The following is a 21,179-nucleotide window of genomic DNA, read 5'->3' on the forward strand; positions in this document are numbered from 1 at the left end:
GGCGGCGCCCTTTTGTCGGCGAAACCGGTTTCCGCCGGTCAGCGACACCGCCTACACAGCGTCCTGATCCCATGAGGAGTAATGCCTTGCCCGTTAGATTCCGGCTTGCGCTGGCGGCCCTTGCCCTGCCCTCCGCTGCGATCGCCGCCGATCCGCTGCCGCTCGTCCCCCTGCCCGCCGCGATCACGCCCGCGGCCGGCGGCTTCACGATCGCGGCGGGGCAGCGCGTCGCGGCGGCGGCGGGCGACACCGGTGCCGCGAATGCGGCGCGGCTGTTCGTCGAACAGATGCAGGCGCAACGCGGCCTCGCGCTCGTTCCCGCCACCGGTGGCGCACCGATCCGGTTCGTGCGGGACGCCGGCATCGGCGGCGCCGAAGCGTATCGGCTGACGGTCACCCCCGCCGGCATCACGGTCGCCGCGTCGGGCGATGCGGGGCTGATCTGGGGCGCGATGACGCTGGCGCAGCTCGCCAGCCCCGATGCTGCGATCAGACGGCCGGTGACGATCGGCGCGGTGACGATCGCGGATGCGCCGCGCTTCGCCTGGCGCGGCCTGATGATCGACGTCGCGCGGCATTTCCAGCCGATCGGCGTGCTTCGCGACATCGTCGACCAGATGGCGGCGGTAAAGCTCAACACGCTGCACATCCACCTGACCGACGATCAGGGCTGGCGCGTGGAGATTCGCAAATATCCCCGGCTGACGACGATCGGCGGCTGGCGGACGCCGCCCTCCACCGGCGGCGCACCGGGTGCGCCGGTGGGCGGCTTCTACACGCAGGGCGAATTGCGCGGGCTCGTCGCCTATGCCCGGGCGCACGGCATCACGATCGTGCCCGAGGTCGATCTGCCGGGCCATGCGCAGGCGCTCGTCGCGGCCTATCCCGAACTGGGCGTGGCCGGCGACCGGCCGGCCGTGGGACATGACTGGGGCGTCAATCCCTATCTGTTCGATCCCGGCCCCAAGGGCATCGCGTTCGTGAAGGACGTGCTCGACGAGCTGATGGCGATCTTCCCCGGCACCTATATCCATCTGGGCGGCGACGAGGCGGTGAAGGACCAGTGGGAGCGCAGCCCCACCGTCCAGGCACAGATCAAGGCGCTGGGCCTGAAGGACGAGGACGGCCTGCAAAGCTGGATGATCGAACAGTTCGGCCGGTATCTGGAGGCCAAGGGCCGGCGGCTGATCGGCTGGGACGAGATCCTGGAGGGCGGGCTGCCGCCCTCCGCCTCGGTGATGTCGTGGCGCGGCGAGAAGGGCGCGGTGGACGCCGCCAATCAGGGCCATGACGTCGTCCTGTCGCCCGATGGGCCGCTCTATCTCGATCATCTGCAAAGCGACCGGACGGACGAGCCGCCGGGCCGGTTCGGCATCTACACGCTCGCCGCCGTCTATGCCTATGATCCGATGCCCCCCGGGATCGCGGGCGCGGGCGCGGCGCATGTGCTCGGCGCGCAGGGCAATGCGTGGAGCGAATTGCTCGTTACCCCGGCCGAGGTGCAGCACAAGCTGTTTCCGCGCGCCGCCGCGCTCGCGGAGATCACCTGGTCGCCCAAGGCCGCGCGCGACTGGGCCGGCTTCCTGCCGCGCGTCCACCGGCAGGGCGAACGCTGGACCCGTGCGGGCATGACGGTCGCCGACAGCGCGTTCGCGGTCGGCTTCACGCTGGTCGGCACGCCCGGCGATGCGCTGCGCAAGAATGTGGTGCCGGTGACGCTCGCCACGCAATCGGGTTATGGGACGATCCGCTACACCGTCGACGGCAGCATGCCGAGTGCGACATCGGCGGCCTATGCCAGCACGATCCCGCTGCGGCCGGGCGCCGTGCTGCGCGCCGCAGCCTTCGACGCGGCCGGCGCCGCGACCGCGACCCCGCGCCGCTTCGATGCCGGGCGTGCCGCACTGCTGTCACGGAGCAGCGCCGAGCTGACCGCCTGTCCGGCCGGGGCGATCGGCATGCGCGTGCCGCTGGCGGCGGATGCGACCGCGAGCGCCCCTGCCTATGCGATCAACCTGTTCGACACCTGCACGCGCTATCCCGACGCGCCGCTCGACATCGCGACCGGCTACCGCGTCGAGATCGCGCGGCTGCCGCGCAACTACGGCCTCGCGCATGACGCATCGGCGCTGCGCGCGCATTATGCGGTCACCGCGCATGGCGAGCTGCTGGTCCAGGTGGGGTGCGCAGCGGCCGCGAAGGCGCGGGCGGCGGGCGACAAGACCGCGCGGCCCGTCGCCGCGGGGCTGTTCGCGCTGCCCGATCCCACGACCGCACCGCAGCGCTTCGCCTTTGCCGGCACGCTGCCGCGGATGGCGAAGGACGCGGACATCTGCTTCCAGTTCACCTCGCCGCTATCGGACCCGTTCTACACCGTCGAACGCGTGCAACTGGTCGAGGGTCGCCGATGAGGTGGCTGTTCGCCGCGTTCCTGGCGGTCGCGGCGCCGGCCGTCGCCGCGCCCAAGACGGTGGTCGCGCTCGACCAGGGCTGGCAGGTGCGGCTCGATCCTGCCGATCCGGCGGTGGCGACGCATCCGCGCGAAGCCCAGTGGTTCGCCGCCGCCGTGCCGGGCAGCGTCCAGCAGGACCTGATCGCCGCGGGCCGCGTGCCGGACCCCTATGTCGGCCGCAACGAGGGCGCGATCCAGTGGGTGGGGCTGGCGGGTTGGCAATGGCGCACCACGATCATGGTGACGCCGGCGCTCTTCGCGCGGCGCCACCTCGATCTGGTATTCGACGGGCTCGACACCTTCGCCACCGTCAGCGTCAACGGCCGCGCGATGCTGGTGGCGGACAACGCGCATCGCCGCTGGCGGCTGGACGCGAAACCGGCGCTGCATGTCGGCGCGAACCTCGTCACGATCGCGATCGCATCGCCGATAAAGCGGCTGCAACCGATGGTGCTCGCCGAGCCCCACCCGCTGCCCGGCGAATATGACAGCATGTTCGGCGACGAGCCCAAGGGGCGGCAGACCTCGCCCTATATCCGCAAACCCAAATACCAATATGGCTGGGACTGGGGCCCGCGGATCGTGGCGATCGGCGCGTGGCGGCCGGTGCGGCTGGAGGCCTGGGATGCGACGCGGATCGACACGCTGCGCATCGAGCAGGAGGCGCTGAACGACGCCGAGGCGCGGATCTCTGCGCGGATCGACATCGCCGCCGACGGCATGGAGCGGCGCCGGATCGCGGCGACCGTCACTGGTCCTTCGGGGCGCACCGTGAAGGCGCAGCGGATGGTGACGCTCGCGCCCGGGCTGAACCATGTCGCCATCCCGCTCGCCATCGCGCACCCGCAGCGTTGGTGGCCCGCCGGATCGGGCGCGCAGCCGCTCTACCGCGTTGCGGTCGCGGCGGGTGACGATGATCGCGCCGAGCGCCGGACGGGGCTGCGCACGGTCGAACTGATGCGCGACGGCGGCGGGCTGGGGTTCCGGATCAACGGCCGGCCGATCTTCGCGAAGGGCGCCAATCTGATCCCGTTCGACGAATTTCCCACGCGCGTCACGCCCGAGCGGATGCAGGCGCTGCTCGCCGACGCGCGCGACGCCAACATGAACATGATCCGGGTGTGGGGCGGCGGCTATTATCTGGACGACGCCTTTTACGACGCCGCGGACGCGATGGGGCTGATGCTGTGGCAGGATTTCATGTTCGGCGGTTCGGTGACGCCGCCCGATCCCGCCTTCCGCGCCAATGTCGCCGTCGAGGCGGAGGAGCAGGTCGCGCGGTTGCAGGCGCATCCCGCGATCGTGCTGTGGTCGGGCGGCAACGAGATCCTCGCTGGCTGGGCGAACTGGAGCGACCGCAAGGCGTATAAGGCGGCGATCGGTGCGGACGCGCAGGAGCGGATCGGCACCGGCATGGCCGTGCTGTTCGATCGGGTGCTGCGCGATGCCGTGCTGCGCAATGCGCCGGGCACGCCCTATTGGAACAACTCGCCGTCGACGGATTATGAGGCGCCGATCGACACCGACGCGAATGGCGACCGGCATTTCTGGGACGTCTGGTCGGGTTCGAAGCCGGTCGAGCGCTATCTCGATTCCTGCCCGCGCTTCATGTCCGAATATGGCTTCCAGGCGATGCCGGTGATGGCGACGATCCGCGCCTTCGCCGGCGACGGCGCGCTGACGCCCGACAGCCCGGTGATGAAGGCGCATCAGCGCTTCCTCGACGGCGAGGGCAATGCGCGGCTGCAATTCTATCTGGATCAGCGGCTGCGCCCGGCGCGCGATTTCGCCGATTTCGTCTATCTGACCCAGGTCGATCAGGCGCAGGCGATCGCGATGGCGGCGCTGCACCACCGCGCCTGCCGGCCGGTGACGATGGGCTCGCTCTACTGGCAGTTGAACGACGTGTGGCCGGGCATCTCCTGGTCGGGCATCGACTGGTATGGCCGGTGGAAGCTGCTCCATTATGCCGCGCGCCGCTTCTTCGCGCCCGAGGCGATCGTCGCCGAACATGTCGGCGGCGCGACGCGCGTGGTGCTGGTCTCGGACGCGACCGCGCCGATCGCTGCGACGTGGCGGATCACCGCGCGCGCCATGGCCGGCGCGGTGCTCGCCACGCGCGAGGCGCCGGTGGCGCTGGCGCCGCTCGCCGCGACCGAGGTGGCGCGCCTCGACGATGCCGCCTTGTTCGGCGCCGCCGCGCCCGACGCCAGCTATGCGGTCGCCGAGCTGCTGGTGGGCGGCCGCCCGATCAGCCGCGCCATCGTCGAGCGCATGCCGCCCAAGGACATGGCCTATCCCGATCCCGGCCTCACCGCGAGCTGGGACGGCGACCGGGTGACGGTGTCGACCCGGCGGCTCGCCCGCGCGGTGATGCTCGATTTCGGTACGGTTTCGGCGCATCCCTCCGATAACGGGTTCGACCTGCTGCCCGGCGAACGCGTGACGCTGACGGTCCGTTCGGACGCGCCGCCCGCAGCGCTCGCCGCCGCGCTCACCTTGCGGAGTCTCGCGCGATGATCTGGCTGTTGCTCGCCCAGGCCGCCGACCCGATCGCCGCGACCATCGCTGGCATGACGATCGATCAGAAGGCCGCCCAGCTCCAGTCGAGCGCGCCCGCCGACGCCAGCGCGGGCCTGCCCGCCTATGACTGGTGGAACGAGGGGTTGCACGGGCTGGCGCGCAACGGCCCGGCGACCGTCTTCCCGCAGGCGATCGGGCTGGCGGCGACTTGGGACCCGGACCTTCTGGCGCGCGTCGGCGACGTGGTTGCGACCGAGGCGCGCGCGAAGTTCAACGCGAGGCCGGCGGGCGCCGACCGGCGGCTCTACGAAGGGCTGACGATCTGGTCGCCCAATGTGAACATCTTCCGCGATCCGCGCTGGGGGCGCGGGCAGGAAACCTATGGCGAGGATCCCTATCTGACGGGGCGGCTGGCGGTGGCGTTCATCGGCGGCTTGCAAGGGCCCGACCCGCGCCACCCCAAGGTGATCGCGACCCCCAAGCATTTCGCGGTGCACAGCGGCCCCGAGGCGGGGCGCGACGGGTTCGACGCCGATCCCTCGCCGCACGATCTCGAGGCGACCTTTTTCCCCGCGTTCCGCATGGCGGTGACCGAGGGCAAGGCGCGCTCGCTGATGTGCGCGTACAATGCGGTTCACGGCACGCCGGTCTGCGCGCTGCCGTCGCTGCTGATCGATCGGCTGCGGCGGGACTGGGGCTTTGCCGGCTTCACCGTGTCCGATTGCGACGCGGTCGCCAATATCGCGCTGTTTCACCATTATCGCCCCGATGCGGCCGGCGCCGCGGCGGCGGCGCTGACGGGCGGCACGGATCTCAATTGCGGCAGCAGCTATGCCGCGTTGCCCGAGGCGGTGGCGCGCGGCCTGGTCGGCGAGGCGGCGGTGGATGCGGCGCTGACGAAATTGCTGACCGCGCGCCGCGATCTGGGCATCGCGTTCGGCGCAGCCTCGCCCTGGTCGCGGATCGCGCCGTCGGACGTAGCCACGCCCGCCCACCACGCGGTCGCGCTGGAGGCGGCGCGCAAGGCGATCGTCCTCCTCCAGAACGCGCACCGGCTGCTGCCGCTGAAACCCGCCACGCGGCTGGCGGTGATCGGCGCGGATGCCGACGATCTGGGCGTGCTCGAGGGCAATTATCACGGCACCGCCACAGCACCGGTCACGCCGCTCGACGGATTGACGGCGCGCTTCGCGCAGGTGCGCTATGCGCAGGGTTCGGTGCTGGCCGAGGGCGCGCCCGTGGTGATGCCGCGAACCGCGCTGCGCGACCTCACCGCCACCTATAGCATCGGCGACCGCACTTTGCTGACGCGAAACGAGCCGCGGATCGACCGCAATCTCGCCCGCGCCGCGCCGGCGCCGGGCGTTCCCACGACCGGCTGGCGCGCGCGCTGGACCGCGCAGTTCACGCCGCCGGGGCCGGGCCGCTACCGGCTGGTGATCGATCAGGCGCAATGCTGGAAGGATTGCACCGTCCATGACCGCGCGACGCTGCGGCTGGGCGGGCGGCTGCTGCACGACGGCCCGCTTCCCAAGGGTCGGGTCGAGATGGATGTGGAGAGCGACGGCACGCCGCAGCCGCTGATCCTCGATCTCGATCATCGGAGCGAAGACGAGAGCATCCGCCTCCTTTGGCTGCCACCCGCCGAGCCGCTGCTGGCCGAGGCGGTGGCGGCAGCGAAGGCGGCGGACGTGGTGGTGCTGGTCGCCGGCCTGTCCCCCGATCTGGAGGGCGAGGCGCTGCCCGTGCAGGTGCCAGGCTTCGTCGGCGGCGACCGCACCGACATCGCCTTGCCCGCGCCGCAGCGGCGGCTGGCGGCGGCGTTGCGCGCCACGGGCAAGCCCGTCGTCCTGGTGCTCGCGAGCGGCAGCGCGGTGGCGGTCGATCCCGCAGACGCCGACGCGATCCTCGCGCTCTGGTATCCCGGCGAGGCGGGCGGCACCGCGCTCGCCGACACGCTGGCGGGCGCGAGCAACCCGTCGGGCCGCCTGCCCGTCACGCTTTACCGCGCAACGAGCGACCTGCCCGCCTTCGTCGATTACGGCATGAAGGAGCGGACCTACCGCTATTTCACCGGTACCCCATTCTGGGGCTTCGGCCACGGGCTCAGCTATACGCGCTTCGCCTATGATCGCGCGGCGGCGCGCGGCGGGATTGCGGGAGCACCCGTCACCGTCCGCGTGCGCGTCGCCGATCGCGGCGCGCGCGCAGGCGACGAGGTGGTGCAGGCCTATGTCGTTCCCCCCGCGGGCGACGCGCGGCCGGCGCTGACCGATCCGGTGTTGCAGCGCCAGCTCGCCGCGTTCGCGCGCATCACGCTGGCGCCGGACGAGGCCCGCGACGTCACGCTCACGCTCGATCCGCGAATGCTGGCGAGCGTCGACCGCGACGGCACGCGGCGCGTGCTGCCGGGCCGCTACCGGATCTGGATCGGTGGCGGCCAGCCGGGCGACGGGGCCGGGCAATGGAGCGAAGTCACGCTGACCGGCGCCGCGGTGGTGCTGCCGCGATGAGCGATTTCGCGATGCTCGGGCGGCGCACCATACTCGCCGGCGGCCTGGCGCTCGCCGCGGCACCCGCGCTGGCCACGGCACCCCGCTTCGTCTCGCGGCGGCCGGCCGTCGGCGATCGCCGCTTCGTCAGCCCCGCGGTGGAGCGGGCGATCGGGCATGTGTCGCAGCGGATCGGCGATGCGAAGCTCGCCTGGATGTTCGCCAACGCTTGGCCCAACACGCTCGACACCACCGTGCTCGCGGCGGGCGAGACCGACAGCTTCGTCATCACCGGCGACATCCCCTGCCTATGGCTGCGCGACTCCGCGGCGCAGATGGCGCCCTATCTGCCGCTGCTGCGCAAGGATCCTCGGCTGGCGATGCTGGTGCGCGGGCTGATCGCGCGCCACGCCCGGTCGATCCTGATCGATCCCTATGCCAACGCCTTCATGCAGGATCCGGCGGCGCGGACCACGCTCTCCTGGGCGCTCCACGACAATACCGAGATGAAGCTAGGCGTCGCGGAGCGCAAATGGGAGGTGGATTCGCTCTGCTACGCGATCCGCCTCGCCTATGGCTATTGGCAGGCGACGCGCGATCCGCGCCCGTTCGACGCCACTTGGGCCGCGGCGGCGCAGGCTATCCTGCGCACCTTTCGCGAGCAACAGCGCAAAGGTAGCGACGGCCCCTACCGGTTCCGCCGCAGCGCGCCCGAGCCGACCGAGACGCTGCTCGGCGGCTATGGCCGCCCGACGCGCCGGATCGGGCTGATCCATTCGGGTTTCCGGCCTTCCGACGATGCGTGCGATTATCCGTTCCTGATCCCCGCCAACCTGTTCGCGGTGACGGCACTGCGCGAACTGGCGGTGCTGGCGCGCGACGCCCGGCCCGAACCGGCGCTCGCCGCCGCCGCCACCGCGCTCGCCGACGAAGTCGCGGCGGCGTTGCAGGCGCATGGCACGATGCGGCTGCCCGACGGGCGGACGGTCTGGGCCTATGAGGTCGACGGCTATGGCAACGCGTCGTTCATGGACGATGCGAACGTGCCGTCGCTGTCGGGGCTCGCCTATCTCGGCTGCGTGGACGATCGCGATCCGCTCTGGCGCGCGACCGCGGCGGCGGCGTGGAGCGGCGACAATCCCTGGTTCTTCCGCGGCCGCGCGGCCGAGGGAATCGGCGGCCCGCATGTCGGGCGCCGCTATATCTGGCCGATGTCGCTGATCGTCCGCGCGCTCTCCGCTAGCGACGACGCCACGGTCCGCGCGTGCCTGCGCCTGTTGCGCGACACCGATGCCGATACCGGCTTCGTCCACGAGGCGTTCGACATGGACGATCCGGCCAAATTCACGCGCCCCTGGTTCGCCTGGGCCAACGGGCTGTTCGGCGAGCTGATCGTGCGCCTGGCCGAAACCCGGCCGCATCTGCTGGAGTCGTTCGCATGAGGATCGGCCGCCGCCGCCTGCTGCAATCCTCCGCGCTGGCGCTCGCGCTGCCCGGCGCCGCGCGCGCGGCGACGCGCGATCCGGCACCGGCGGCGCCCAATCTCTTCGTCGGCACGGGCGGGCACGGCCACACCTATCCCGGCGCCACGCTGCCCTGGGGCATGGTGCAATTGTCGCCCGATACCGATGTCGAGCGCTGGGACGCGTGCTCGGGCTACCACCGCGACGACGGCTCGATCATGGGGTTCAGCCACACGCATCTGTCGGGTACGGGCATCGGCGACATGCTCGACATCCTGGTCGTGCCGACGCGGGGGCCGGTGAAGCTCGTGCCGGGCACGCTCACCGATCCGGGCGCGGGCTATCGCCAGCGTTTCACCGCCGAGTTCGCCGAGCCCGGCTATTACCGCGTGGCGCTGCAGAGCGGCGTGCGGTCCGAACTGACCGTCACCGATCGCACCGGCTGGCACCGTCACACCTTTCCGGCGGGGCCCGGTCACGTCCTGATCGACCTGTCGCACCTGGTGCTCGATGCCTCGGACACGCAGCCACTGATCGACGAGGCGCATCTCGCGATCGATGCGGACGGCACGCTGACCGGCGGCCGGCGCGTGTTCCGCTGGGCCAAGGGCCGCCGCATCTTCTTCGCGCTGCAATGCTCGCGCGCGCCCGACCGTGTGACCTTCTATGGCGACGACGATGCCGAACGGCCCGCGGGCACAAGGCGCGTCGAGGGCCGCCGGCTGAAGGCGGTGCTGCATTATGACGATGCGGGCGCCGCGCCGCTGCTGATCCGTTGCGGCCTCTCCGCGGTTGATGTGAGCGGCGCGCGCGCGAACCTGGCGGCCGATACCGGCTATTGGGATTTCGACCGGGTGCGCCGCGCCGCCGGACGCCGCTGGGAGGCGGTGCTCGGCCGCATCCGCGTCACCGGCGGCAGCGACGACCAGCGCGTGATCCTGGCTTCTGCCCTCTACCACGCGACGCTCGCGCCGACCTTGGTGTCGGATCGCGACGGCCGCTACCCGGCGCTCGACGGCAGCGTCGGGCGCGTGCCCGCGGGGGGTGCCGCCTACAGCACCTGGTCGCTGTGGGACACCTACCGCGCGCTCCTTCCGTTGTTGACGCTGATCGCGCCCGAACGCGCCAAGAGCCTGATCGACGACCTGATCCGCCAGACGACGCAGTCGCCGCTCGGGCCGCTCGTCTGGCCGTTGCAGGGCAAGGAAACCGCGACGATGATCGGCTGGCACGGCGTCGTGCCGCTCGCCGAGGCGCAGGCCAAGGGCATCCCCGCCGACTACGCCGCCGCCTGGCCCGCAATCCGTCGCCGCAGCTTCGATTTCGCCGCCCCCGATCGCGACAACAGCCTCGGCCGCGCGCTTTACGACGCGGGCGGCTATGTCCCCGCCGACCGGGTGTTCGAAAGCGTGAGCCGCACGCAGGAATATGCCTATGACGATTGGGCCGCGTCGCATCTGGCCCGCGCGGCGGGTGCGGGCGCGGACGCCGCGCGGCTGGTCCGGCGATCGGGCAATTGGCGCAACGTCATCGACGGACGGATCGGCTTTGCCCGCCCGCGCTTCGCCGATGGCCGCTGGTGGACGCCCTATGATCCCGTCCAGCTCGGCCACATGCCCAAGCCCTGGTGGCGCGACTATACCGAGGCGAATGGCTGGCAGGCGACCTTCCTGAACCAGCACGACATCTACGGCCTGATCGCGCATATGGGCGGCGACGCCGCGTTCGAGGCGAAGCTCGACGCGCTCTTCGCGGCGCCCTCGACGCTGCCGGCCAACGCACCGCCCGACATATCGGGGCTCGTCGGCCAGTATTCGCACGGCAACGAGCCCGACCAGCACGCCGCCTATCTCTATGCCTATGTGGGCGCGGCGTGGAAGGCGCAGGCGATGGTGCGGCGGCTTTGCACCGAGATGTACGCCAACGCGCCCGACGGCATCATCGGCAACGACGATTGCGGCCAGATGAGCGCGTGGTTCGTCTTCTCCGCGCTCGGCTTCTACCCGGTCGATCCGGTCGAGGCGGTCTATGTCTTCGGCAGCCCGGCGTTCGAACGTGCCGAGGTGCAGGTGGGCGACGGGCGGCGGCTGGTGATCGATGCGCCGGGCAACACCGCCGCGACGCCCTATGTTCAGGCGGTGACGTGGAACGGCGCCCCCTGGACGCGGAGCTGGATCGCGCATGCCGATCTGGTGCGCGGCGGCACGCTGCGCTTCGTGATGGGCACGGCGCCGAATCCCGGCTTCGGGCGCGCGCACGCGGATCGGCCGCCGTCGTTCGGCCATCGGCCGGGATGATCGCCGCCGCGCTCCTGCTGGCGGGCACGGCGCGGTTCGACTGCGTGGTCGCGGGGCCGGGCGGCCACGTCGCGGCCGATCTGCTGGCGGCGCGGCTGGACGAGCGGCGCGGGCGGCCGATCCCGCGCGGACGTTGCCGGCGGATGCTGCTCGTCGCTCGCACGGCGAAGGTCGCGGCGGCCCTGCCGCGAGCGTTGCGCGCGCGCTGGCGCGATGCCGCGCCCGTATCGCGATCCGCCGAGGGCTATGCCGTCCGGCGGCTGGGGTCCGTCACGGTGATCGCGGCGCAGGGCACGCGCGGGCTGGTCTACGGCGCCGGCTGGGCGCTGCGCGCGTGGCGTGGGCTCGGCACGCTGGCGATGGGCGCGCGGGTGGACGCGGCACCGGCCTATCCGGCGCGGCTGACGCAGATCGGCTACCGTGCGAAGAACAACAGCTATGATGCGTGGACGCTGGCGATGTTCCGCCGCCGCATCGAGGATCTCGCCCTGTGGGGCGCCAGCGGCGTGCAGGTCATCGCGCCGGTGTCCGACGACGCCGTGCGCAGCCCGCTCTTCCCCGCGCCGCCCGTGCCGACGCTCGCCGGGATCGGCCGGATCGCGCACCGGCTGGGAATCGATTTCGCGCTCTATTATCCCCTGCTCGGCGATTATGCGGCGCGCGGTGCGATCGCTGCCGAGACGGCGCGGCTGCGCACGCTGCTCGCCGCGCTGCCGCGGGTGGACGCGCTCTACATTCCGGGCGGCGATCCGGGGCACAGCGCGCCGCCCCTGCTGTTCCGCGTCGCCCGTAATGCGTCAGCGGTAGCGCGCAGGGCAAACCCCGCAATGCGGCTGTGGCTTTCCACGCAGGGATTCGACGCGGCGGGCTATGACGGCGTCTATGCCGCGCTGGCGAAACGGCCGCGCTGGCTGACGGGGGTGTTCGTCGGGCCGCAATCGCGCGATCCGCTGCCGCTCCAGCGCCGCCGCATCCCCGCGCGCTATCCGCTGCAGCTCTACCCGGACATCGCGCACACGATGCACGCGCAATTCCCGGTCGATCGCTGGCATCCCGCCTTCGCGCTCAGCGAAGGGCGCGAGCCGATCGATCCGCGCCCGATCGCCTTCGCCGCGATCTTCCGCCGCCTCGCTCCCCTGTCGCGCGGGTTCGTCACCTATTCGGAAGGGGTGAACGACGATGCCAACCAATATCTGTGGATGCGGCTGGGCTGGACGCCGGGTGCCGATCCCGCGGCGCTGATGGCCGATTATGGCCGCGTCGTCATGGGCGACGCGCGGGCCGGCGCGCTCGCAATGGCGCTTGAGCGCGATTGGGTCGGCGATCCGGCCCAGAATGCGGCGATCGACCGGACGCGCGCGCTGGCGGACGCGCTGCGCGGCACCGGCTGGCAGGCGGACAGTCTGGGCTACCGCGCCACCTATGACGCGCTCGTACGGGTGCGGCTGATCGCGGCGCGCGCGCGCGATGCCGCCGCGACGGCGGCGCTCGCGCGGGGCGATGCGGATGCGGCGATCGCGGCGTACGCGACCACCGATGGCGACGCAGCGCAAGTGCTGCGCACGCGGCTCTTCGCGCTGGCGGCCCGGCTCTATGCGCAAGCGCGGCTCCAGCTCAGCGTGCCGCTCTACGGCGCGTCGGGGACCGAGCGCGGCGCCAATCTCGACCGTGCCGATGTGCCGCTCGACGATCGCGCATGGCTCGCCCCGCGCATTGCCGCTGCGCGAGGCGACCCGGCGGCGCTCGCAGACCTGGCCGATCACGCGCGCGCACGCGAAGGCGCACTCTACGACGATCTGGGCGATCCCGATCACGAACCACACCTGGTTCGCGGCACCGGGCTCGCCGCCGATCCGCAGGGGTTCGCCACCGCGATCGACGGCATCGCCGACCGCACGCCGGCGGACGGCTGGCGGCTGTCGGAGATCAGCTATGCCGAGACGCTCTACGACGCGCCGCTGCGGCTGCATTATACCGGGCTCGATCCCGCCCGCGGCTATCGGCTGGTCGCGGCCTGGGCGGGGGAGGATTATGCGCTGCCGATGCGGCTCGTCGCCAATGGCAGCGTCGCGCTTCACCCGTTCCGCGCCCGCCGCGCCAACCCTGAAACCGTCGAGGTCGCGATCCCGCACGCGCTGACCGCGGGCGGTACGCTCGATCTGGCGTGGAGCCTTCCGCCCGGCCTCGGCGGCAGCGGGCGCGGCCACCAGATCGCCGAGACCTGGCTCATTCCCGAAGGAACGACACCGTGACCGACCTGACCCGCCGCAGCCTCGTCGCCTCGGGCCTCGCGCTCACCGCCGCGCCCGTCACCGGCCGGCCCGCGGTCGCGCCGCCTGCCCCCTGGGGCGCCACCCCGTCGGCACGGCAATGGGCGTGGCATCGGCGCGAACGCTACGCCTTCGTGCATTTCTCGATCAACACCTTCACCGATAAGGAATGGGGCTATGGGGACGAAAGCCCCGCGCTGTTCGATCCGAGCGACTTCGATCCCGACCAGATCGTGGCGGTGGCGAAATCGGCGGGCCTTACCGGCATCATCCTGACCGCCAAGCATCATGATGGCTTCTGCCTGTGGCCGACGATGCTGACCGACCATTGCATCCGCCATTCGCCCTACAGGAACGGTCACGGCGATATCGTCGGCGAGATGGAGCGCGCGGTGCGCCGGGCGGGCCTCGCCTTCGGCCTGTATCTCTCGCCCTGGGACCGCAACCATGCCGATTACGGCCGCCCTGCCTATGTCGAATATTATCGCAAGCAGGTGGTCGAACTGTGCACGCGCTACGGCACGTTGTTCGAATTCTGGTTCGACGGCGCGAATGGTGGCGACGGCTATTATGGCGGCGCGCGCGAGACGCGCAAGATCGACGCGCCGCGCTATTATGACTGGCCGTCGATCGTCGCGCTCGTCCACCGCCACCAGCCGATGGCCTGTACCTTCGATCCGCTGGGCTCGGACATACGCTGGGTCGGCAACGAGGATGGCGTGGCGGGCGATCCCTGCTGGCCGACCATGCCCGACCACCCCTATGTCCAGGCCGAGGGCAATTCGGGGGTGCGCGGCGCGCCGCTCTGGTGGCCCGCGGAAACCGACGTGTCGATCCGGCCGGGCTGGTTCTACCACCCCGACGAGGATGCGCGGGTGAAGAGCCCCGACCGGCTGATCCGCCTCTACGACGACTCGGTCGGCCGCGGCACGAACCTCAATCTCAACATCCCGCCCGATCGGCGCGGACGGATCGCCGATCCCGATTGCGCCGCGCTCACGTCGTTCGGCACGGCGATGCGGACGACCTTCGCGACCGATTTGGCCGCGGGCGCGGTGGCGCAGGCGAGCGCCGAGCGCAGCAGCGCGTTCGCCGCCGCCAGGGTGCTCGATGGAGACCGGGAGACCTATTGGTCGACGCCCGACGGCGTGACCGATCCCAGCCTCGTGCTCGATCTGCCGCCGGGGCGCACCTTCGATCTCATCCGCCTGCGCGAATATCTGCCGCTCGGCGCGCGCATCACGCGGTTCGCGGTCGATGCCGAGATCGACGGCCGCTGGCAGACGCTCGCGGAGCATGACGGCATCGGCGCGCAGCGCGTGATCCGCCTGCCGCGCCCGATCGCGCCGCGCCGGCTGCGGCTGCGCATCCTCGCGGCACCCGTCTGCCCCGCGATCAGCGAAATCGCCCTGTTCCGCCAGGCGGCGCCCGCGCCTGTCCCGGTGGCGCGGATCAGCGATCCGGGCGTGCTGGCAAGCGCCGGCTGGTCGATCGCGGCGGCGTCGGGCGGCGAGGCGCACCGGCTCATCGACGGCGACACGGCCACGGCCTGGGTGGTGCCCGCACCCACGCCAGGCGCGCCGGCGAGCGTGACGATCGATCTGGGCGCGACGGTGGCGCTCGCCGGGTTCAGGCTGACGCCGAGCCGCGCGGTCATGACGGGCGCGGCCCCGCCCCGCGGCTATGTGGCCGAGACGAGCGGCGACGGGCAACACTGGTCGGTGGCGGCGACGGGCGAGTTTCCCAACATCGCCTATGCGCTCGCCACGCAACGCATCGCCTTCGCCGAACCCCGCGCCGCACGCTTCCTGCGGCTGCGCTTCGACGCGGTCGCGGTGACGGCCGCCCGGCTCGCGATCGCCGAGCTCGGCGCGTTCACGCGCGCGCCCGTGCGCTTGCGGCGATAAGCGGCGATAGCGATGCCTAGCACGCCAGATGGGGATCGGCAGCGGCGACGCAGCGAGATTGGCGACCGTGCCTACCCCGTGATTACAGCGTAGAAATATAGCTAGCATGCCATGGCAATAAGTTCAAAAAACAACATGTACTTATGCTTCATTGATGCATGAAATCTGGTATTTCCGGTATATCCGGCAATAGGTCGCGGGTTTCACGCGCCTCACACGGAGAAGACCGAGGGCTCGTCCTCGAACGTGCCGCGCGCGAAGATCGCCACGTCGCCGGGCATCACCTCCATTCTGGCCCAGCGATCCCAGCCGCGGTGGATGAAATCGGGCGGACCGAAGACGCGGACGGCGCGGACATATTCGTCGCCGCGAAAGCCGATGAAGTGAAGCGCCATCGCGGGCCCTCTCCCGCCCCCGATCAGCGCGCGGCGCGCTGCCGCAGCATCGGCGCATGACGGAGGAAATTCACGATCTCCCGTCGCCGCCACCGTTCCTCGGCGAACTCGGCGTCGACGCCCAGCTTCCAGCGCAGGGCCCGGCTGCCGGGATCGCGGTGCAGCGCCAGCAGATCGTCCGCACGGGCGTTCACATCGGCCTGCGCGTCGGCCAGCCCCGCCGCGACCAGATCCGCCGCCTGCGCCCGCAACGCGACGGCGATCTCGCCGAGCGCCAGTTCGGGGTGATATTGGACGCCCCAGAAGATCCCGCGTTCGAACCGGATCTCAGCCGCCTGCACCGCGGTCACGCCGTTGCCCGCCAGCAGCGTCGCGCCGGGTGGCAGGTGCTCGACTTCGTCGCCATGGATCGCCGGCGCATCCCAGGCGTCGGGCCGGCCGGCCAGCAGCGGGTGCGATCGACCCTCTTCGGTCGCGACGATCCGCCGCGCAATGCCGGCCTCCATCCGCTCGGGCATCTTGCGCACCGTGCCGCCCGCCGCCGCCACCGCGACCTGCAGGCCGGCGCACGACCCGAACGACGGCACGCCCGATGCGAACACCGCGCGCATGAAGGCGAGCTGGCGATCGACCGCGCTGTTCCGGGTATAGACGTGCATCGGCGATCCGGTGAGGAACACGGCGTCGTAACCGGTCAGATCCTCGGCCGCGAAGCGCGGCGCATCCTCGTCTGCGGGCGACGCGATGGCGATCGTCGCTTCCGGCGCGAGCTGGGCGAGCGTCGCCTTGTAGGTTTCGCCGGCGCTCTTGCCGGCGTTGCGGCGGCGCGCATCGCGCTCCTCGGGCAACTCGCTTTGCGCAACCAGATAGTTCGGCACAGGCTACTCGCTTGATAGCGCGCGGGGATCCCATGATCCGCGCGGGTCGCAGGGGAACGGTCCGCTTGCCGGTTCGCTCCACGGGCTTGCGCGGGGGCGAACACCTGGGTTGCCGATGACGGCGGCGGTCGATTGGCCTTAAGCGGCGGTTCGCTCGTTGGTACGCGCGAAGGAGATCGACATGAGCAGCAAGGTGCCGACGCCCGTCAGTGGCGGCAATGACAGCGAGAACATGCCCGATGGCTTCAGCGATCCGGGCGGGCGCGGTGCCGGCGGCGAAAGCGGCGGCGGCAATTATCGCGGCGTGCAGGAGGATGGCGACGGGGATCGCCCCGGCCTCGGCTATCACGGCGGCGACGATGCGGGCCCCGAAACGGAGGATTCGCCGAACGACATGGTGCGCGACGGTGGCGATTGGGCCGCGACGGGCGAGACCGGACCCAAGCCCGGCCCGACGGGGCCGGACCAGGATACCGCCGCCGAATATCCGCGCGAGATCACGGCAGATGGCCGGCACATCGAGGTGATCGACACCTCCGGCATAGCGGCGGCGGAAGCGACCGGCATGACCGGGGTGGAAGGCATGGAAGCCACCGACGCGGAGCATCCGGGTTCGGGCTGACACGCGCGCCGGCCGTCACCCGCACCCGAAGGAAGCCCGATGCCCCGATCCCCCTTTATCGACGACCCGAGGGCAGAGGCGGCCCGGCACGTGGCCGCCGCCGTCGCTTCCCCGATCGAGTCCTTGGCGGCGCTGCATATCGACTTGGCCGAGCATTTCGCGGCGGTCGCGAAGACCAGCGGCCTGCCGCCCAAGGGAAAACGGACGCCCTAGCCGTCCGCGACGTCCACCGGGTGGGTGACGATGATGGTGGGGCGCGCCGCCGCCAGGTCGCGTGCCGCCAGGCCGAACGCCTTGAAATGGTCGGATGCCATATGCTGCTGGACCGCGGCATCGTCGGTGTAGAGTTCGTTGAAGACGAACCGCCGCTCACCATCGGTCTCGCGCCACAGCTCGTAATGGAGAACGCCGGCCTCCGCCCGCGACGCTGCGACGCAGATCTTCGCCGCAGCGACGAACGCGTCATCCGCGTCCGGCTTGACTGACACGAGCGCAACCACCTTGACGGGCATCGTTTCTCTCCTTGGCTGAAGATGGCGTCGTGCGCCCGCTTCGCTGCGGTGGCAAGGCCGTTGCGACGGGTGGCCCCTGCCGCCCGCCGGCAACCTTTCGCACCCGTGGCGGCTTTAGAGGCACGCCCAACGCAAAGGTTTCATCATGTCCGGTCCCGCCCTGTTCCAGCCGCTCGATCTGGGTGGCCTTCACCTCGCTAACCGGATCGTCATCGCGCCGATGTGCCAATATTCCGCCGATCATGGCCGGATGACCGACTGGCACCTGATCCATCTCGGCCAGCTCGCGCTGTCGGGCGCGGGCGTGCTCACGATCGAGGCGAGTGCGGTCGTGCCCGAAGGGCGGATCACCTATGGCGATGTGGGGCTGTGGGACGAGGAGACCGAGGCGGCGATGGCGCGGGTGCTGGAGAGCATCCGCCGCTGGTCGCCGATCCCGATCGCGATCCAGCTTTCGCATGCCGGGCGCAAGGCGTCGTGCGAAGTGCCGTGGCGCGGCGGCGCGCAGATCGCGCCCGGTTCCGACGACGGCTGGCAGGCCGAAGCGCCCTCGGCCACTGCCTTCGCACCCGGCGATCATGCGCCCGATGCGATGACGCCCGAACGCATGGCAACGGTCCGCGAGGCCTTTGCTGAGGCGGCGCGGCGTGCGGCGCGGCTGGGGATCGATGCGGTGCAGTTGCACGGCGCGCATGGCTATCTGTTACACCAGTTCCTCTCGCCGCTCTCCAACCGGCGCGACGACACCTATGGCGGCAGCCTGGAAAACCGGATGCGCTTCCCGCTCGAGGTGTTCGATGCGGTGCGCGCGGCCTTCCCGGCCGAGCGGCCGGTGACGATGCGCGTCTCGGCCACCGACTGGGTGGCGGGGGGCTGGGACGTCGAACAGACGGTCGCCTTCGCGCAAGCGCTGGAGGCGCGGGGATGTGCGGCGATCCATGTCTCCAGCGGCGGGCTCGATCCCGCCCAGGCCATCCCGGTCGGCCCCAATTATCAGGTGCCCGCGGCGCGCGCGGTGAAACAGGCGGTGGGCATCCCGGTCGTCGCGGTCGGGCTCATCACCGATTTCGAACAGGCCGAGGCGATTATCGGCACGGGCGACGCCGATCTGGTCGCACTGGCGCGCACCATCCTCTACGATCCGCGCTGGCCCTGGCACGCCGCGGCGCATCTCGGCGCGCACGTGACGGCGCCCGATCAATATCTCCGCTCGCAGCCGCGGCAGTACAAGGATCTGTTCGCGACGGGGGATTGAACGCCGTTACTTTGATCCGATCAAGCCAATGTCCTGCTCTAACCGCCCTGCCCGCTGCGCCGCCACCAGCGCCCGATCAGCGGACCCAGCAACGCGGGCAGTCCGGGGCGGAGCAGCAGCCAGTCGCGGATCGCCGGGCCGCGCTCGGCGCCGATCACCTGTTTGTAGCCGCTGTCGCCCGCGCCCCAGTCGATCCGCTTCGTCCCCTCTGCCTTCGCCGCGACGAGGTTGCGATAATAGAGCAGCTTGCCCGGCGAATGTTTGGCGAACGCCGGGTCATAGCTGTTCGCGATGGCATAGCGCAGCGCGCCGGCATCGAGGTCGAAGCTGAACGCTGCAGGGGCGCCGTCGACCGTGAGCAGCGCGGCGCGGAACATCGCGGCCAGCACCGGATCGCCCGCCGCCGCGGCCCAGAACGCGCCATGGCCATCGTCGGTGAACTTGGCGTCGCGGCCGTCGGTGCGCGCCGCGATCCAGCTCCTGCGCTCGATCGAGGCCAGGTCCGCGAACGCCGCCGGCCAGTCCGCGCCCGCCAGGAAGCGCCAGTCGAGCGCGCCGTGCGCGGCCAGATGCTTTTCGTGGAAGCGGTTCTTGCGCAGCGTCGATCCGCGCGGAAAATCCTCGCCCATCTCCAGCAGCCAGCTCTCCGCGACGAACCGGTCGAGCGCCACCCAGCCCCGCGCGCGCGCCGCCGCGATCAGCCCGTCCGCCGCGGGATCGCCGTCATAGACCGGCCCGATGCGCAGCCCGTTCACCGCGCCCGCGAGCACCGCCAGCGCGGCCTCGAACGCAGGCGGCGTCACGCCGTCGGCGACCGGAAAGCTGCGAAACGGCCAATAGCTGCCCGGCACCGCCGACAGCCGCAGTACCCCGGGGCCCAGTCCCACCAACGGCAGCGCGAGCACCGGCACGCCGTCCTCAGCAACGCTCAGGGTGCGCGGATGCCCGCCATAGGCGGCGATCGCACCGGCGAACCATTGGTAGCGCAGGAACCGGTGCGTCGGCGCCGCCGCCTCGGCCACCGCATCGATCCCGGCGGCGAGCCCGTCGACGAATTCGGCGCGGAGCACCGGCGGCAGGCGCACGAAGGCAGCGAGGGACAGCGGCGCGTTCACGATCCCGCATTAACCGCCCGACCTTACCAACCGGTTCCGCTTGCCCGTGCCGGGCGGGCGCGGCAAACCGGGCCATCATGCCCACGCTTCCCGCCGTCTCCACGATCGCGCAGACGATCTCGCTCTCGCTCTCGCCGGTGTTCATGCTGGCCGGCATCGGCGCGTTGCTGAACGTGCTGGCCGGGCGGCTGTCGCGCGTGATCGACCGCGCCCGCGCGCTGGAACAGCTCCACCCGAGCGCGGCCGGCGCCGATCGCCAGCGCTATGTCCGCGAATTGCGGCTGCTCGACCGGCGGATCTCGATCATCAACGCCAGCCTGTCGCTCGCGGTGGCGAGCGCGGTGATGACGTGCATCGTCGTCGTGCTGCTGTTCGTGGCCGAACTGGCGAAGCTGCATTTCGGGACGTTCGTCGCGCTCACCTTCATTATGGCGATGCTGCTGCTGATCGCCGCGCTCACCGGATTCATGGTCGAGGTGCGGGTGTCGCTGCGCGCGATCCATGTGCGGCAGGAACTGCTTGAAAGAGACCGGCGATGACCATGGAGAAGCGCCTGCTGCAGGGCATCGTCGCGGTCGCCTGCCTCCTGCCGCTGGTCGTCGGCGGCCAGGGCATCGTCCACGGGCCCGCGCCGTTCGGCCACCTGGCGGCGGTGCCGCGCGATCTGGACAGCCATTTCCGCTACATCTCGGGCATCTTCTTCGCGACCGGCCTGGGCTTTGCCAGCTGCATCCCGGCGATCGAGACGAAGGGCCCGCGCTTCCGCCTGCTCGGCGGGCTGATCGTGGTCGGTGGGCTGTCGCGCGCGGTGTCGCTGCTCGCGGTCGGCGTGCCGTCGCGCGGGCATGTGCTCGGGCTCGGCATGGAGACGATCGTGGTGCCGCTGCTGATGCTGTGGCAATGGCGGCTCGCGCGGCATTATCGCGCGCAGGGCTGAACCATCGCCGCGCGCGCCGCGTTGGGATTGATCCAGGTGTTCCGGCAGGCAGAATAAATTG

The 21,179-nt window shown here is 71.1% G+C and carries 16 protein-coding genes; 12 read left to right on the forward strand and 4 right to left on the reverse strand.

Features of this window, described 5'->3' with window-relative positions; genetic code table 11:
• Positions 1-86: 86 nt before the first annotated feature.
• From L8H00_RS05755 to L8H00_RS05785, 7 genes are read left to right on the forward strand one after another with little or no spacing between them, the layout of a single operon-like run.
• Positions 87-2,411 carry a family 20 glycosylhydrolase gene (locus L8H00_RS05755; RefSeq protein ID WP_242096297.1) on the forward strand — a complete coding sequence of 775 codons (2,325 nt, stop codon included), beginning with the start codon at positions 87-89 and terminating at the stop codon, positions 2,409-2,411.
• A complete protein-coding gene (locus L8H00_RS05760) occupies positions 2,408-4,972 on the forward strand; it encodes a glycoside hydrolase family 2 protein (RefSeq protein WP_242096298.1) in 2,565 nt (854 codons plus the stop codon). The genes L8H00_RS05755 and L8H00_RS05760 overlap by 4 nt, the downstream gene beginning before the upstream one ends.
• The gene (locus L8H00_RS05765; protein ID WP_242096299.1) at positions 4,969-7,488 is read left to right on the forward strand and encodes a glycoside hydrolase family 3 C-terminal domain-containing protein; all 2,520 of its coding nucleotides are present in this window, start codon (positions 4,969-4,971) and stop codon (positions 7,486-7,488) included. The genes L8H00_RS05760 and L8H00_RS05765 overlap by 4 nt, the downstream gene beginning before the upstream one ends.
• Complete coding sequence (locus L8H00_RS05770; protein WP_242096300.1) at positions 7,485-8,909, forward strand: glycoside hydrolase family 125 protein; 1,425 nt, start codon at positions 7,485-7,487, stop codon at positions 8,907-8,909. Before L8H00_RS05765 ends, L8H00_RS05770 begins: the two co-directional genes overlap by 4 nt.
• Positions 8,906-11,227, forward strand: coding sequence for a GH92 family glycosyl hydrolase (locus tag L8H00_RS05775; RefSeq protein WP_242096301.1), 2,322 nt, complete (start codon positions 8,906-8,908; stop codon positions 11,225-11,227). The genes L8H00_RS05770 and L8H00_RS05775 overlap by 4 nt, the downstream gene beginning before the upstream one ends.
• Positions 11,224-13,479 carry a hypothetical protein gene (locus tag L8H00_RS05780; RefSeq protein ID WP_242096302.1) on the forward strand — a complete coding sequence of 752 codons (2,256 nt, stop codon included), beginning with the start codon at positions 11,224-11,226 and terminating at the stop codon, positions 13,477-13,479. The genes L8H00_RS05775 and L8H00_RS05780 overlap by 4 nt, the downstream gene beginning before the upstream one ends.
• On the forward strand, positions 13,476-15,404 hold the full coding sequence (locus tag L8H00_RS05785) for an alpha-L-fucosidase (protein ID WP_242096303.1): 1,929 nt from the start codon (positions 13,476-13,478) through the stop codon (positions 15,402-15,404). The genes L8H00_RS05780 and L8H00_RS05785 overlap by 4 nt, the downstream gene beginning before the upstream one ends.
• 212 nt (positions 15,405-15,616) lie before the next feature.
• Here the strand turns inward: L8H00_RS05785 and L8H00_RS05790 are convergent, their stop codons facing one another.
• Positions 15,617-15,799 carry a hypothetical protein gene (locus tag L8H00_RS05790; RefSeq protein ID WP_242096304.1) on the reverse strand — a complete coding sequence of 61 codons (183 nt, stop codon included), beginning with the start codon at positions 15,797-15,799 and terminating at the stop codon, positions 15,617-15,619.
• A 23-nt stretch (positions 15,800-15,822) separates the two neighbouring features.
• Positions 15,823-16,677, reverse strand: a complete 855-nt coding sequence (locus L8H00_RS05795; protein WP_242096305.1) for a type 1 glutamine amidotransferase — start codon at positions 16,675-16,677, stop codon at positions 15,823-15,825.
• 181 nt (positions 16,678-16,858) lie between these two features.
• Between L8H00_RS05795 and L8H00_RS05800 the strand changes: the two genes are divergently transcribed.
• Positions 16,859-17,299 (forward strand): hypothetical protein, encoded by a 441-nt coding sequence (locus L8H00_RS05800; protein ID WP_242096306.1) that lies wholly within the window; start codon positions 16,859-16,861, stop codon positions 17,297-17,299.
• Positions 17,300-17,338: 39 nt separating this feature from the next.
• Positions 17,339-17,512, forward strand: coding sequence for a hypothetical protein (locus tag L8H00_RS05805; RefSeq protein ID WP_242096307.1), 174 nt, complete (start codon positions 17,339-17,341; stop codon positions 17,510-17,512).
• Here the strand turns inward: L8H00_RS05805 and L8H00_RS05810 are convergent.
• Positions 17,509-17,811, reverse strand: a complete 303-nt coding sequence (locus L8H00_RS05810; protein WP_242096308.1) for a putative quinol monooxygenase — start codon at positions 17,809-17,811, stop codon at positions 17,509-17,511. The two genes, L8H00_RS05805 and L8H00_RS05810, sit on opposite strands and share 4 nt — an antisense overlap.
• A gap of 145 nt (positions 17,812-17,956) precedes the next feature.
• Between L8H00_RS05810 and L8H00_RS05815 the strand changes: the two genes are divergently transcribed.
• Positions 17,957-19,066 (forward strand): NADH:flavin oxidoreductase/NADH oxidase, encoded by a 1,110-nt coding sequence (locus L8H00_RS05815; protein ID WP_242096309.1) that lies wholly within the window; start codon positions 17,957-17,959, stop codon positions 19,064-19,066.
• A gap of 38 nt (positions 19,067-19,104) precedes the next feature.
• Here L8H00_RS05815 and L8H00_RS05820 read toward each other — a convergent pair whose 3' ends face one another.
• Positions 19,105-20,181, reverse strand: a complete 1,077-nt coding sequence (locus L8H00_RS05820) for a GNAT family N-acetyltransferase (protein ID WP_242096310.1) — start codon at positions 20,179-20,181, stop codon at positions 19,105-19,107.
• A gap of 77 nt (positions 20,182-20,258) precedes the next feature.
• Between L8H00_RS05820 and L8H00_RS05825 the strand changes: the two genes are divergently transcribed.
• Positions 20,259-20,720, forward strand: coding sequence for a DUF2721 domain-containing protein (locus L8H00_RS05825; protein WP_242096311.1), 462 nt, complete (start codon positions 20,259-20,261; stop codon positions 20,718-20,720).
• Positions 20,717-21,118 carry a DUF4345 domain-containing protein gene (locus L8H00_RS05830; protein WP_242096312.1) on the forward strand — a complete coding sequence of 134 codons (402 nt, stop codon included), beginning with the start codon at positions 20,717-20,719 and terminating at the stop codon, positions 21,116-21,118. Before L8H00_RS05825 ends, L8H00_RS05830 begins: the two co-directional genes overlap by 4 nt.
• The last annotated feature ends 61 nt before the right edge of the window (positions 21,119-21,179 follow it).

Origin of the sequence: Sphingomonas sp. CROZ-RG-20F-R02-07, assembly GCF_022662335.1 — a bacterium.
GTDB lineage: Bacteria > Pseudomonadota > Alphaproteobacteria > Sphingomonadales > Sphingomonadaceae > Sphingomonas.

Excerpts from the sequence above, each read along its gene's own strand:
- L8H00_RS05830 (WP_242096312.1), top strand. The coding sequence starts at position 20,717 with ATGACCATGGAGAAGCGCCTGCTGCAGGGCATCGTCGCGGTCGCCTGC.
- L8H00_RS05765 (WP_242096299.1), top strand. The coding sequence starts at position 4,969 with ATGATCTGGCTGTTGCTCGCCCAGGCCGCCGACCCGATCGCCGCGACC.
- L8H00_RS05825 (WP_242096311.1), top strand. The coding sequence starts at position 20,259 with ATGCCCACGCTTCCCGCCGTCTCCACGATCGCGCAGACGATCTCGCTC.
- L8H00_RS05790 (WP_242096304.1), bottom strand. The coding sequence starts at position 15,799 with ATGGCGCTTCACTTCATCGGCTTTCGCGGCGACGAATATGTCCGCGCC.
- L8H00_RS05770 (WP_242096300.1), top strand. The coding sequence starts at position 7,485 with ATGAGCGATTTCGCGATGCTCGGGCGGCGCACCATACTCGCCGGCGGC.
- L8H00_RS05780 (WP_242096302.1), top strand. The coding sequence starts at position 11,224 with ATGATCGCCGCCGCGCTCCTGCTGGCGGGCACGGCGCGGTTCGACTGC.
- L8H00_RS05815 (WP_242096309.1), top strand. The coding sequence starts at position 17,957 with ATGTCCGGTCCCGCCCTGTTCCAGCCGCTCGATCTGGGTGGCCTTCAC.
- L8H00_RS05800 (WP_242096306.1), top strand. The coding sequence starts at position 16,859 with ATGAGCAGCAAGGTGCCGACGCCCGTCAGTGGCGGCAATGACAGCGAG.
- L8H00_RS05760 (WP_242096298.1), top strand. The coding sequence starts at position 2,408 with ATGAGGTGGCTGTTCGCCGCGTTCCTGGCGGTCGCGGCGCCGGCCGTC.
- L8H00_RS05805 (WP_242096307.1), top strand. The coding sequence starts at position 17,339 with ATGCCCCGATCCCCCTTTATCGACGACCCGAGGGCAGAGGCGGCCCGG.
- L8H00_RS05810 (WP_242096308.1), bottom strand. The coding sequence starts at position 17,811 with ATGCCCGTCAAGGTGGTTGCGCTCGTGTCAGTCAAGCCGGACGCGGAT.
- L8H00_RS05775 (WP_242096301.1), top strand. The coding sequence starts at position 8,906 with ATGAGGATCGGCCGCCGCCGCCTGCTGCAATCCTCCGCGCTGGCGCTC.